General features: G+C 61.3%; 9 protein-coding genes. 2 read left to right on the top strand and 7 right to left on the bottom strand.

Going from position 1 to position 13,892, the window contains the following annotated elements; all coding sequences use genetic code 11:
• The first annotated feature begins 132 nt into the window (after window positions 1–132).
• Together pnp and LQ249_RS26680 are read left to right on the top strand one after the other, a co-directional pair.
• Entirely contained in the window at window positions 133–2,238 is a 2,106-nt protein-coding gene (pnp, locus tag LQ249_RS26685; RefSeq protein WP_017847425.1) for a polyribonucleotide nucleotidyltransferase, read from the top strand.
• Window positions 2,239–2,533: 295 nt separating this feature from the next.
• Window positions 2,534–3,136 carry a BON domain-containing protein gene (locus LQ249_RS26680; protein WP_046382044.1) on the top strand — a complete coding sequence of 201 codons (603 nt, stop codon included), beginning with the start codon at window positions 2,534–2,536 and terminating at the stop codon, window positions 3,134–3,136.
• Window positions 3,137–3,328: 192 nt separating this feature from the next.
• On the opposite strand, the gene LQ249_RS26675 is transcribed toward LQ249_RS26680, so the two are convergent.
• From LQ249_RS26675 to panB, 7 genes are all read right to left on the bottom strand, one after another.
• Window positions 3,329–6,262 carry a DUF748 domain-containing protein gene (locus LQ249_RS26675; RefSeq protein WP_232566004.1) on the bottom strand — a complete coding sequence of 978 codons (2,934 nt, stop codon included), beginning with the start codon at window positions 6,260–6,262 and terminating at the stop codon, window positions 3,329–3,331.
• A gap of 88 nt (window positions 6,263–6,350) precedes the next feature.
• On the bottom strand, window positions 6,351–7,367 hold the full coding sequence (locus LQ249_RS26670) for a class I SAM-dependent rRNA methyltransferase (protein ID WP_046382046.1): 1,017 nt from the start codon (window positions 7,365–7,367) through the stop codon (window positions 6,351–6,353).
• A 57-nt stretch (window positions 7,368–7,424) separates the two neighbouring features.
• Entirely contained in the window at window positions 7,425–8,294 is an 870-nt protein-coding gene (locus tag LQ249_RS26665; protein ID WP_046382047.1) for an oxygenase MpaB family protein, read from the bottom strand.
• Window positions 8,295–8,310: 16 nt separating this feature from the next.
• Window positions 8,311–10,248: an acetate--CoA ligase gene (gene acs / locus LQ249_RS26660; RefSeq protein ID WP_126588582.1), complete on the bottom strand. Its 1,938-nt coding sequence runs from the start codon at window positions 10,246–10,248 to the stop codon at window positions 8,311–8,313.
• A 105-nt stretch (window positions 10,249–10,353) separates the two neighbouring features.
• Entirely contained in the window at window positions 10,354–12,018 is a 1,665-nt protein-coding gene (gene pgi, locus LQ249_RS26655) for a glucose-6-phosphate isomerase (RefSeq protein WP_017847431.1), read from the bottom strand.
• A gap of 213 nt (window positions 12,019–12,231) precedes the next feature.
• The gene (gene panC, locus LQ249_RS26650; protein WP_057005455.1) at window positions 12,232–13,083 is read right to left on the bottom strand and encodes a pantoate--beta-alanine ligase; all 852 of its coding nucleotides are present in this window, start codon (window positions 13,081–13,083) and stop codon (window positions 12,232–12,234) included.
• Window positions 13,080–13,880, bottom strand: coding sequence for a 3-methyl-2-oxobutanoate hydroxymethyltransferase (gene panB, locus LQ249_RS26645; RefSeq protein ID WP_046382049.1), 801 nt, complete (start codon window positions 13,878–13,880; stop codon window positions 13,080–13,082). Before panB ends, panC begins: the two co-directional genes overlap by 4 nt.
• Window positions 13,881–13,892 lie beyond the last annotated feature (12 nt).

The following is a 13,892-nucleotide window of genomic DNA, read 5'->3' as shown; positions in this document are numbered from 1 at the left end:
CAGGCTTCCAGCCTCAAGTTTTATCTGGATACACGTTTTACCCCTGGACAAGGGTTGGGCCGATTCCCGACATTGCCCAAGAATTTCGCAAGAAGACAAGTTCCCCAAGAGCCACAAAGAAGGTAGGACACCGTGAACCCGGTTATCAAAAAATTTCAGTTCGGTCAGTCGACCGTTACCCTCGAGACAGGCCGTATCGCCCGTCAAGCCTCCGGCGCAGTGCTGGTTACCGTTGACGACGACGTTACCGTACTGGTGACCGTTGTAGGCGCCAAGACTGCAGACCCAAGCAAGGGCTTCTTCCCTCTGTCTGTTCACTACCAGGAAAAGACTTACGCTGCCGGTAAGATCCCTGGCGGTTTCTTCAAGCGCGAAGGCCGTCCTTCCGAGAAAGAAACCCTGACTTCCCGACTGATCGACCGTCCGATCCGTCCGCTGTTCCCAGAAGGCTTCATGAACGAAGTGCAGGTTGTCTGCACCGTCGTCTCCACCAGCAAAAAGACCGATCCGGACATCGCTGCGATGATCGGTACCTCGGCTGCCCTGGCTATCTCCGGCATTCCTTTCGATGGCCCGATCGGCGCCGCGCGCGTGGCTTTCCACGAAAGCACCGGCTACCTGCTGAACCCGACTTACGAGCAACTGAAAGCCTCGAGCCTGGACATGGTCGTTGCCGGTACCTCGGAAGCCGTACTGATGGTTGAATCGGAAGCCAAAGAGCTGACCGAAGACCAGATGCTGGGCGCGGTACTGTTCGCTCACGACGAGTTCCAGGTTGTGATCAACGCCGTCAAAGAACTCGCTGCCGAAGCCGCCAAGCCAACTTGGGCCTGGGCTCCGCAAGCCGAAGCCACCGAACTGCTGGGCGCGATCCGTGCCGAGTTCGGCGAAGCGATCTCCCAGGCCTACACCATCACCGTCAAGGCCGACCGTTACGCTCGCCTGGGCGAGCTGAAGGATCAGGTCGTTGCCAAGCTGTCCGGTGAAGAAGGCCAGCCTTCTGCCAGCGACGTCAAAGCAGCATTCGGCGAAATCGAATACCGCACCGTTCGCGAAAACATCGTTAACGGCAAGCCACGTATCGACGGTCGCGACACCCGCACCGTGCGTCCGCTGAACATCGAAGTCGGTGTTCTGCCGAAGACTCACGGTTCCGCGCTGTTCACCCGTGGCGAAACCCAGGCCCTGGTCGTTGCGACCCTGGGTACTGCCCGCGACGCACAGCTGCTGGACACCCTGGAAGGCGAGAAAAAAGACCCGTTCATGCTGCACTACAACTTCCCGCCGTTCTCGGTGGGCGAATGTGGTCGCATGGGTGGCGCCGGTCGCCGCGAAATCGGTCACGGCCGTCTGGCCCGTCGTTCGGTTCAGGCCATGCTGCCAGCCGCCGACGTGTTCCCGTACACCATCCGTGTAGTGTCGGAAATCACCGAGTCCAACGGTTCCAGCTCCATGGCTTCGGTCTGCGGTGCTTCCCTGGCACTGATGGACGCTGGTGTGCCGATGAAGGCGCCGGTTGCCGGTATCGCCATGGGCCTGGTCAAAGAAGGCGAGAAGTTCGCCGTCCTGACCGACATCCTGGGTGACGAAGACCACCTGGGCGACATGGACTTCAAAGTAGCCGGTACCGCTAAAGGTGTTACCGCGCTGCAGATGGACATCAAGATCAAAGGCATCACCGAAGAGATCATGGAAATCGCTCTGGGCCAAGCCCTGGAAGCGCGCCTGAACATCCTCGGTCAGATGAACCAGATCATTGGTCAGTCCCGCACCGAACTGTCGGAAAATGCTCCGACCATGATCGCGATGAAAATCGACACCGACAAAATCCGTGATGTCATCGGTAAAGGCGGCGCGACCATTCGTGCGATCTGTGAAGAGACCAAGGCTTCGATCGATATCGAAGACGACGGCTCGATCAAGATCTTCGGCGAAACCAAGGAAGCTGCAGAAGCGGCGCGTCAGCGCGTTCTGGGCATCACTGCCGAAGCCGAGATCGGCAAGATCTACGTCGGTAAAGTTGAGCGCATCGTCGACTTCGGCGCATTCGTCAACATCCTGCCGGGCAAAGACGGTCTGGTTCACATCTCCATGCTGAGCGACGCTCGTGTTGAGAAAGTGACCGACATTCTGAAAGAAGGCCAGGAAGTGGAAGTGCTGGTACTGGACGTGGACAACCGCGGCCGTATCAAGCTGTCCATCAAAGACGTGGCAGCAGCCAAGGCTTCGGGCGCTTAAATACCCGCAGGCTTCACGCTGAAAAAAGGACTCTTCGGAGTCCTTTTTTTATGCGTGCAGGAAAATGCCGAAAAATCAGACGCTTAATCACAGCCAAAAGCCGCAACTTGCATGCAGGCACGCTCTGCTTCATGCAAATTGCACGAATCCGAAAATTCGCTCAATCTATAACTCATTGTTTTTAAGGGGTTTATTTGAAGAGTTCGACTTGGCACAGTGCCTGCAATAGTCCTGTTAATGCTGCAGCATCAAGGTTCACACACTGCAGACTTTTAATAAAACAGGAGTTACTCGTATGAAGAAGTTCGCTCTCGCTACCGCAACTGCTACCGCCCTGACCCTGGCCATGGCCAACGTTGCCTTCGCTCAAACCGCGCAGGCGCCGATGACGCTGGCAGCTGGCGAAATGACCAAAGCCAAAGAGTCCACCTCGGACACTTGGATCACCACCAAAGTCAAAGCTGACCTGCTGACCGAAAAGGGCATTCCAGGTTCGGACATCAAGGTTGAGACCAACAAAGGTGTGGTTTCCCTGTCTTCGACCGTTGCCATCTCTGACTCGCAGAAAGCTACCGCTGTCGCCATCACCAAGCGTATCAAAGGTGTGACCGCTGTATCCGCTGACGGCCTGCTGGCTGGCGGTGCGGTAAAAGCCGACAACATCGACAAATCCAAAGAGGCCACTTCGGACACTTGGATCACTACCAAGGTGAAGGCTGACCTGGTTACCGAGAAAGGCATTCCGGGTACCGACATCAAAGTCGAAACCAACAAGGGTGTAGTTTCCCTGTCTTCTTCCGTCGCAGTGACCGAAGCGCAGAAAACTACCGCGGTGAACATCACCAAGAAAATCAAAGGCGTGAAAGCTGTATCGGCCGATGGCCTGAAAGCAGAGTAACGCCCAACCAATCGCTGAACTAGGCGGCGGCGGCAACGAGTGAGTTAGATATCCACTCAATGCACCTCACGGGTTCATGCGACCGACCATAGGGATGTGGTCATTACAGGCCCCGGCACATGTGTCGGGGCCTGTTCTATTCCGGCCAGGAATGCTTTCGAAGTGGGCGCCAGCTTGCGATGGCGCGTGGGGTCATTCGGCGTCCAGATGCATCTGCGTTACCACCCGGCCATCCTTCTCGGCCTGGCCCAGTTTGGCGTCGACGAAGTACACCCGGTCATCTTCCAGCTGCCCTTTGTCGACCAGGTAGTCCTTGATGGTGCTTGCGCGGTCCTGACCGAGCTGGCGCAACAGCACGTCGCTGCTGCTCCAGAACGTGATCACGCCGCCCTTGAGTTTGGCCGTGCGTTCATCGTCGCTCAGGTTTTTCCACTCCGCCGGTGGTTGTTGTTTCAGGCGGGTGCGGTAGATACCTTCGAGCAAGGGGGCTTTTTCCTTTTCCGGTACTTGCAGCAAGGACGCCTGGGCCGGAACCTTGTCGCCACGGCGCTGCAGGATCTTGTAGTAGTTATATTGGTATTCGCGCTCCAGGCGCTGCTCGGCGAGGAACTTGCCGTCACTGTCGGCCGCCGCCGTGCCTTCGATTTCCAGGCGCAGGGTAGGGCGTTCTTTGAGGGCCTTGGCCAAGGTGTTCAGGGCGCCCTCGGCGTCTTTGTTCAGTTCGCTGGAGCCTGCGGCGAACGAGACATTGCCGAGGTCTTCCGAACCGCCGCCGCTCACCAGCCCACCGATAAACTTGAACGGCGCCGTTGCCGCGCGCACCACCAGGTTGCGCAGAGTCTGCCAGACGATCGGCATCACGCTGAATTGCGGGTTGTTCAAGTCGCCGCTGATGGGCAGTTCAATCGAGATCTTGCCGTCAGAGTCCTTGAGCAGGGCGATCGCCAGGCGAATCGGCAGGTCTACCGCATCGGCACTGTCGACTTTCTCACCCAGTTGCAGTTGCTCGACCACCACTTTGTTCTCGGCCTTCAGCTGGCCTTTGGTGATCACGTAATGCAGGTCGAGGTTGAGGCGGCCCTTGCGAATCCGGAAACCGGCGAACTTACCCGAGTAGGGCGTCAGGGTCGTCAGCTCGACACGTTTGAAGCTGGTGGCGATATCCAGTGCCGCCATCGGATCAAACGGGTTCACGCTGCCTTTGATGGTCACCGGTGCATAGCGATCCACCTTGCCCTTGATGTCGACAGCTGCCGGTTTGGCCTGGCGGCTGTCAATGGTGCCGATCTGCCCGTTGAGCTGTTGGATCGCGGTGGCGAAGTTGGGCGTGAGGCTGAAGTCGGCGAAGTTGGCCGAACCGTCGTTGATCGCGATCTGCCCGATATGAATGCCCAGCGGTTTTTCTTTGCTTGTGGCCGGCTTGGCCGCTGGCTTGGCGCCGCTGTCGGCCGGCTGGGGAATCAGCAGGTCGTCGACGTTGGTGGTGCGATCATCGTTGATCATGAAGCGCACATAGGGCTGTTGCAGGTTGACCTTGTCGATCGACAGGCTGTCGCCATGCTGGTAGTTCAGCCCTTCCAGCACCAGGCGCTGCCATTTGAGGAAGTCGCGGGTCTTGAGGGTGTCGAGGGTGTGCAACTGATCGACCTGCGCCCGGCCGGTGATCTGTAGGGCCAGCGGCTCGGTGCTTTTGAGGTTCACATCGAGGTTGCTGCCGAGCATGCCGCTACGCAGTTCCAGGCGGATGAACGGGCTGATATAGGACTGCGCGACCCGCAGGTCGATGTCCTGGGTGTTCACTTTCAGTTTGGCGCTGACCGGGTTGAGGTTGACCTCGCCGGTTGCCTGGATCTTGCCTTGCTTGCCCAGGCCGGTGTCGACCTTGAGGGTGAAGGGGCTGCCGTTGAGGCTGTCGAAGTTCTGCACATCGACGTTCAGCGGGCCGAGTTCCAGCGCGACCGCAGGTTTGGCCTGGCGGTCGGCCAGGTGCACCTGATAGTTGCGCAGTTGCACATCCTTGAGCAGCACTTGCCAAGGCTTGCTCGGCGCTGCAGGCGCGGCTTTGGGCGAGTCGGCAGCTGCTGGCGCGCTGGCTGCTTCCGGCGCCTTGGCCGGCTTGCTCGGCTGGCTGGCGAACAGTTTCTGCCAGTCCAGTTGGCCATCGGCTTCGCGGGCGGCCCAGGTTTCCAGCTTGTTGCTGCGGATCTTGCCGACCACCACCTGCTGCTTGGCCAGGTCGATCGTGGTTTCGCTGACGTCCAGGCGCTCCAGGCGCACCAATGGCCGGCCATCCGGCGCCTTGATGGCGAACGGCGCGATGCTGGCGGCGGTGTTGGTCAGGTTCAGTTCGGTTTCTTTGGCCAGGCTGAACGTGTAGTCCGTGCTGAAGTTGAGCACGCCGTTTTCGAGGACCAGGGGCAGGGCGTCGCGCACATAGGGCCACCAGGCTTTCATCTTGCCATCGGTGATTTTCAGGGTGCCTTTGGACGTGATCGGCACCAGGCTGACGTTACCCTTCCAGTCGATCTGCCCGCCTTCCGGGCCGGCGGCGACCAGGGTCATGTCGGCATTGTCTTCCGGCAGGGTGCTGAGGTTTTTCAGCTCGAAGTCGAGTTTGTCGTAGAGGAACTCGATCGGCTCGCTGGGGCGCAGGTCTTCAAAGTGCAGATAACCGCCCGCCAGCTTGATCCGCTCGATCCGCAACGGGAACGGCTTGGCGTTGGGGTCTGCCGGTGTCGGTTCGCTGGGTGGCAGTTTGAACAACTGCGCCAGGTTCAACTGGCCGGACTTGTCGAACAGCAACTCGGTCTTGGGTTTGTCGAGTTGCACATCGGCCAGGTGCAGGGCGCGGGTCCACAGGCTGTCGAGCTGCAGGTTGGCGTAGAGCCGCTCGAAACCCACTTGTTCCTTGCCGGGATCGCCGATCTTGAGGTCCCACAGCGTCACTTCCAGGCTGAACGGGTTGAGCTCGATACGCTCGATGCGGGCCGGCACCGTGGCGTAGTTGGCCAACTGTTGGTTGGCTATGCGAAGGGCAATGCCGGGCAAAATCAAAAAGCCCAGCAAGCTGTACAGGGCAACGGCAGTCAACAAGGCGCCAGTGGCGCGAATCAATCCTTTGGGCATGGGGCGGCGCCATCTATGTCGAACAGGAGTGCCTTGGAGTATGGCACGGGTTTTCGGTTCCGAAGAGCCACCCTCTTTCAGAAAATTCCTATAACTGCAGGATCAGAGTCTTCAACGGAGGTTGCTGGTCTTGCGACGGAAAGTCGGCGCCAGGAGGCATGATTTGCCAGTCGCGCACCGGACGCCCGGCTTTCTCGGCGCAACGTAGCACCTGCTCACGCCAATCGTCCATGCTCACTTTTGCCAGGTTGTTGCAGCAGATCAGCACGCCGTCATCGGCGGTTGCCAACAGCGCCGGCTTGAGCAGGCTTTGATAGTCGCGCAACAGGTCGACGGTGCCGAAGGCGCTCTTGGCCCAGGCCGGCGGGTCAAGCAACACCAGGTCATATTGACGCGGTTCCAGGCGCGGATAGCTCGGCAGTTTCTGCCCGCGCCGCTGAGTGATCGGCAGGCCGGCCAGCTGGCGAATCGCCGGGAAATAATCGGATTGCACGAACGTCATGGGTGCCAGTTGCGGGTTGAGCAGGCCGTTTTCGCGGCCGACCGCCAGGTTGCCTTCGGCAAAATCCAGGTTGCACACGTCACGGGCACCGCCGGCCGCGGCGCTCAGGCCCACGCCACAGGTGTAGGCGAACAGGTTCAGTACGCTTTTGCCGGCACTGTGTGTCTTGACCCAGCCGCGGGTGTTGCGCAGGTCGAGGAACAGCAACGGGTCTTGCCCGGCATGGCGCCCGCGCACGCGGTAATTGAGGCCCCATTCGTGGCCGACCAGGTCCTGCAGCGCTTGCGGTGTGGCGCGGTAGACCGTGTCTTCGCGGTCGATCCGCGAGTTGCCACGGGAACGGTCGTTGTACACCAGCAGCAATTCCAGGCCCATGTACTGGCTGATCAGTTGATGCAGGTCCAGCAAGTCTGCGCTTTCCAGCGGTTGGTGGAAGCTCTGCACCAGCAGTTGCGGGCCATAGCGGTCGATGGTCAGGCCACCGGCGCCTTCCTGGCTGCCGTGGAACAGCCGGTAACAGTCGGTGCCTTGGGCGTGCAACTCGCTGATCAGGCCTTGACGATGATCGAGGGCGGCGCGCAGCGCCTGGTTCAGGGGAGACATGGAGCGCGCCTTGCTGGGTAAATGTGGGCGCGGAGTTTAGCAGTTATGGAGCGTCGCCTACATCAACCCCATCCGCCGATGCGCGCGCTGCACCGAGCCATTGCGCATCGCCCAACGCAGCACCGGCGCGCTGCGCTTGACCCCGGCACGCACCAGCTGGCGTTGCAGCGGGCTCGGGTGTTGCCCCAGCATGTCGGCGGCCCAGGCCGGCAGCAGGTCGATCCCGGCCTGCATCATCAGGGCGCCAAAGGGTTTGGCCAGGGTGCTGGGCGCCGGGGCTTCGAGCAGCAGGCGCAGCACTTCGCGGCTGCGCGCGTCGCACAATAATTGTGGACGGATGCGCGCCAGATAATCCGCAATTTCCTCGCGTGAGCGCGGCACATTCCGCGCGCCCAGGCGTTCGGCGACCAGGGCGATTTCGTTGTAGTAACGATCCTGATCGCGCCCCGACAGCTGCGGGTTGCGATAACGCACGTGCGCGGCGAGGAAGCTGCTGACCTCCGCCACATGCACCCAGGTCAGCAACTGCGGGTCGCTGGCCGCGTAGGCGCGGCCGTCGGGCGCATGGCCGACAACCTGCAGGTGAATGGTGCGTACTTTCTCGATCAGCCAGTCGGCGTCTTTGCGCGAGCCGAAGGTGGTGCCGGAAATGAACTGCGACGTGCGGCGCAGGCGCCCGAGCATGTCCTGGCGAAAGTTCGAATGGTCCCACACGCCAGCCAGCGCCAATGGGTGCAAGGCTTGCAGCATCAAGGCGCTGATGCCGCCGATGAGCATGCTGCTGAAATCGCCATGCACTTGCCAACTGACCGAGTCCGGGCCGAACAGGCCGGGGTCGCCCTTGGGGTTTTCCAGGTCCAACTGGCCCAGCGACAAGCCGGTGAGGCTCATCAACTGGGTTTCGATACGGCTGCGGATAAATTCCATGGCGACGCGCGGGTTCCTATCGGTTCAGGCGTTTGTCGATCAGGCCGGCGACCACGCTGGGGTCGGCCAGGGTGGAGGTATCTCCGAGGCTGTCCAGCTCGTTGCAGGCTATTTTGCGCAAAATGCGTCGCATGATCTTACCCGAGCGGGTTTTCGGCAAGGCCGGGGCCCATTGGATCAGTTCCGGTTTGGCAAAGCTGCCGATTTCCTTGCTGACCAGTTCGAGCAGATGTTTTTTCAGTGTATCGCTGGGCTCCACGCCATTCATCGGCGTGACGAACGCATAGATGCCCTGGCCTTTGACGTCATGGGGATAGCCCACCACCGCAGCCTCGGCGACCCAGTCATGCAACACCAGGGCACTTTCCACCTCGGCGGTGCCGATACGGTGGCCGGAGACGTTGATCACATCGTCGATGCGCCCGGTGATCCAGTAGTCGCCGTCTTCGTCACGCCGCGCGCCATCGCCGGTGAAGTAATAACCGGGGTAGGGTTTAAAGTAGGTGTCGATCATGCGCTGCGGGTCGCCATAGACACTGCGGATCTGCCCCGGCCAGCTGGATTTGATCGCCAGCACGCCGCTGCCCGGGCCGTTGATTTCCTTGCCGTGCTCATCGAGCAGCACCGGCAGCACGCCGAACATCGGTTGGGTCGCGCAGCCGGGCTTGATGCGCTGGGCGCTGACCAGCGGGCTGAGCATGATGCCGCCGGTTTCGGTCTGCCACCAGGTATCGACAATCGGGCAGCGTTGTTCGCCGACGGCGTTGAAGTACCAGTCCCAGGCTTCCGGATTGATCGGCTCGCCGACGCTGCCGAGCAGGCGCAGGCTGGCGCGGGAGGTGTTCTCCAACGGAGCGTGGCCCTCGCGCATCAATGCGCGCAGGGCCGTCGGCGCGGTGTAGAAGATATTGACCTGATGCTTGTCGATGACCTGCCAGAAGCGCGAGCTGCTCGGGTAGCTGGGCACGCCTTCGAACATCAGCGAGGTGGCGCCGTTGGCCAGCGGGCCGTACACGATGTAGCTGTGGCCGGTGACCCAACCCACATCGGCGGTACACCAGAACACTTCGCCGTCGCGGTAGTCGAGCACGTACTTGAAGGTCATCGCGGCTTGCAGCAGGTAGCCGCCGGTGGTGTGCAGCACGCCCTTGGGTTTGCCGGTGCTGCCGGAGGTGTAGAGGATAAACAGCGGGTCTTCGGCGTCCATCGGCTCGGGTGGGCAGTCATCGCTGGCGGCATCCACGGCCTGTTGATAGTTGAGGTCGCGGCCTTCGCTCCAGTTCACGGCGGCCCCGGTGCGCGCTACCACCAGCACGGTGCTGACGTTCGGGCAACTGGCCAGGGCCTTGTCGACATTTTGTTTCAACGCCACCGGCTTGCCGCCGCGCACGCCTTCATCGGCGGTGATCACCGTGCGGCAGTCGGCGTCGAGAATGCGGTCGCGCAGGGCGTCGGGTGAAAAACCGCCAAACACCACCGAATGCACCGCCCCAATCCGCGTACAGGCGAGCATGGCGTAGGCCGCTTGCGGAATCATCGGCATGTAGATGCACACCCGGTCGCCTTTTTTCACGCCACGGCTTTTCAGCACATTGGCCAGGCGGCTGACGTTTTGATGCAGTTGGCGGTAGGTGATGGTGGAAGACGCTGTCGGATCATCGCCCTCCCAGATGAAGGCCGGTTGCTCGGCGCGTTGCGCCAGGTGGCGGTCGATGCAGTTGTAGCTGACGTTCAATTGGCCGCCGGCAAACCATTGGGTGGCGCCGGTCTGGATGTCCGAGGTATTGACGGTGTGCCAGGGCGTGGTCCAGTCGAGAAAGCGCCTGGCCTGTTCGGCCCAGAACGTGTCCGGCTGTTCGATGGATTGGCGATAGAGGCGCTGATAGTCCTCTTGACTCAGTTGCGCAGCCCGGCGGACGGCATCGGCGATGGGAAACATGCTGATATCGAACATGAGCGATCCTTATTCTTGTTTTTGCGACAAGTCATAAAGATGCACCCAGTCGGGGGCGGGTTCAAGGCCGACGTCCGAATGGACGCCGGCCCTGTGTGACCGACGTCAGCCGCGGTGACGACCGCGGAAGTAGTTGATCAGGCCCTGGGTCGACGCATCGTCGGCCAGGCTTTCTTCGGCGCCGGTCAGGCGGTTGTAGACGCCCTTGCCCAGTTCCTTGCCCAGCTCCACGCCCCATTGGTCGAAGGCGTTGATGCCCCAGATCACGCTTTGCACGAACACTTTGTGTTCATACATCGCGACCAGTGCGCCCAGGCGCCGCGGGCTGATGCGCTCGACCACCAGGGTGTTGCTCGGACGGTTGCCCGGGATCACCTTGTGCGGGGCCAGCTTCTGCACGTCGGCTTCCGGCAGGCCCTTGTCGCGCAGCTCGGCTTCGGCTTCGCTGCGGGTCTTGCCGAGCATCAGCGCCTGGCTCTGGGACAGGCAGTTGGCGTACAGCCACTGATGGTGGTCGGAGACCGGGTTGAAGCTGACGATCGGCACGATAAAGTCGGCCGGGATCAGTTGGGTGCCCTGGTGCAGCAACTGGTGGTACGCGTGCTGACCGTTGCAGCCCACGCCGCCCCAGATCACCGGGCCGGTATCGGTGGACACCGGCGTACCGTCCTGGCGCACGCTCTTGCCGTTGGATTCCATGTCCAGCTGTTGCAAGTGTTTGGTGATGTTACGCAGGTAGTGGTCGTAGGGCAGGATCGCATGGCTCTGCGCGCCCCAGAAGTTGCCATACCACACACCCAGCAGGCCGAGCAGCACCGGCATGTTCTGTTCGAACGGCGCGTTCTGGAAATGCTGGTCCATGGTGTAGGCACCGGACAGCAGCTCCTTGAAGTTCGACATGCCGATGGCCAGGGCGATGGGCAGGCCGATGGCCGACCACAGCGAGTAACGGCCGCCGACCCAGTCCCACATCGGGAAGATGTTTTCTTCGCGGATACCGAAGGCCACGGCGGCCGCGTTGTTGCTCGATACGGCGATGAAGTGGCGATACAGCTCGGCTTCCGAGCCGCCCTGGGCCAGGTACCAGGCGCGGGCGGCCTGGGCGTTTTTCAGGGTTTCGAGGGTGTTGAAGGATTTCGACGAGACGATGAACAGCGTGGTCTCGGCGCGCAGCTTCATGGTCAGTTCGTGGAACTCGCTGCCGTCGATGTTCGCCAGGTAGTGGCAGCGCACGCCTTTGTGGGCGTAGGACAGCAACGCTTCGGAGACCAGCTCCGGGCCGAGGAACGAGCCACCGATGCCGATGTTCACCACGTCGGTGATCGGCTTCTCGGTGTAGCCGCGCCACAGGCCGTCGTGGATGCGGCCCACGAGGTCGGTGATCTGGTTCAACACCTTGTGTACGTCCGGCATGATGTTCACGCCGTTGACCGACAACTTGTCGCCCACTGGGCGGCGCAGGGCGGTGTGCAGGGCAGGGCGACCCTCGGACGAGTTCACCGGCTCGCCGGCATACAGCGCGTCGATCGCGGCTTTAAGGTCGACTTCCTTGGCCAGGTCCACGAGCAGGTTGCGGGTTTCGCTGGTGATCAGGTTTTTCGAGTAATCGAGGAAAAGCCCGCAGCTGCTCAAGGTGAATTGGGAAAAACGCTGAGGATCGGCATTGAACGCGTCGCGCATGCTGAAATCCTGCATGGCTTGGCGATGTTGATTGAGCGCTCGCCAGGCGGGCAGAGCGGTAACGTCATGAGGGGTGCGGTAGTACGCCATCGCTGCGGGTTTCCTTTTATTACGGGGACTGCCTTTAGGACACTTCAAAGCCCGAAACATCCAGTCTTTCATCAAGCAATGGGTTCCGGACAGCGCTAACCATAGCGCAGGGCGAATACATTAAACCTAGCGTGTCGATATGTCTTGGCTTTGTCTGCGCTGTGGCCGGTACTTTTTTATACCGGCGCATCAGGCTGGGCAACGGGCAGGGGGTCAGTCGAGGGTCAGATGCAGGTTGTCGATCAGACGCGTCGCGCCCAGGTAGGCCGCGACCAGGATCACTACATCGCGATCCTCGGCCATAGCCGGGCGCAGGTGGACGCCTTGGCGCACTTCGAGGTAATCCACGCGCATGCCGGCGGCTTCGATCTGCTGGACCTGTTCGGCACGCAGTTTGGCGAAGTCGCGGTCGCCGCCTTTGATGGCGGCGGCAATCTGACTCAGGCTGCGGTACAACGTCGGCGCAACGGCCCGCTGCTCGGCGGTGAGGTAACCGTTGCGCGATGACAGCGCGAGGCCATCCTCGGCGCGCACGGTCGGTTCACCGATGATCTGGATCGGCATGTTCAGGTCATGGACCATGGCGCGAATCACGGCCAGTTGCTGGTAGTCCTTCTGACCAAACACGGCCATATCCGGCTGGACCATGTTGAACAGCTTGTTGACCACCGTGGCCACACCTTCAAAGTGCCCGGGACGGCTGGCGCCGCACAGGCCTTCGGACAATTGCGGCACGCTGACGCGGGTCTGGCCGGTCATGCCGCTGGGGTACATTTCCTCGACGCTTGGCGCGAACAACAGGTTGCAGCCGGCTTGCAGGAGTTTTTCCTGGTCGGCGGCGAGGGTACGCGGGTACTTGTCCAGGTCTTCGCCGGCGCCAAATTGCAGCGGGTTGACGAAGATGCTCGCGACCACGAAATCCGCCTGTTGGGCCGCCTTGGCCACGAGGGCCGCGTGGCCGCTGTGCAGGTTGCCCATGGTGGGCACAAAGCCGATACGTTTGCCGGCGCTGCGGGCATGGGTAACGGCGGCCCGCAGTTCACGTAGGGTTTTTACGGTGTTCATGCAGAGAATCCGTGTTCGGCGCCTGGGAAGGTCACGCCTTTGACTTCGGCGACGTATGCGCTCAACGCGGCGTGGATGCTGTCCTGGCCGGTCATGAAGTTTTTCACGAACTTCGGTACCCGGCCGGTCATCGACAGGCCGAGCATGTCGTGCAGCACCAGGACCTGGCCGTCGGTGGCCGACCCGGCACCAATGCCGATCACCGGCACTTTGACCGCATGGGTGATCTCCGCGGCCAGTTCGCTGGGCACGCATTCGAGCACGATCATCGCGGCGCCCGCTTGTTCCAGGGCGATGGCATCGGCACGCATCTGGCGCGCCTGGGCTTCGTTGCGGCCCTGGACTTTATAGCCGCCGAGGATGTTCACGGACTGCGGTGTCAGGCCCATGTGCGCGCACACCGGCACGCCGCGTTCAGCCAGCATGCGGATCGAGTCGGCGAGCCAGGCGGCCCCTTCGAGCTTGACCATGTGCGCGCCGGCTTGCATCAATTTGCCGGCGTTGTGGAAGGTCTGTTCGACGGTGGCGTAACCCATGAACGGCAGGTCGGCGATGATAAAGGCGCCGTCGTTACCGCGCTTGACGCTGGCGGTGTGGTACGCAAGTTCATCCGTGGTGACGGGCAGGGTGCTGTCATGCCCTTGAAGCACCATGCCGAGGGAGTCGCCCACCAGTAACACCTCGACACCGGCTTGGCAGCAGGCGTGGGCGAAGGTGGCGTCATAGCAGGTCAGCATCGTGATTTTTTCACCTTTGAGCTTGAGGCTCTGCAAGGTGGTCAGGGTAACGTCTGGCATGAAAAGGGTCCT

The organism is Pseudomonas sp. 7-41, assembly GCF_021233075.1.
GTDB classification, from domain to species: Bacteria; Pseudomonadota; Gammaproteobacteria; order Pseudomonadales; family Pseudomonadaceae; genus Aquipseudomonas; species Aquipseudomonas veronii.
Note: the sequence above shows the minus strand (reverse complement) of the source record. Positions and strands in the feature narration are given on the sequence as shown.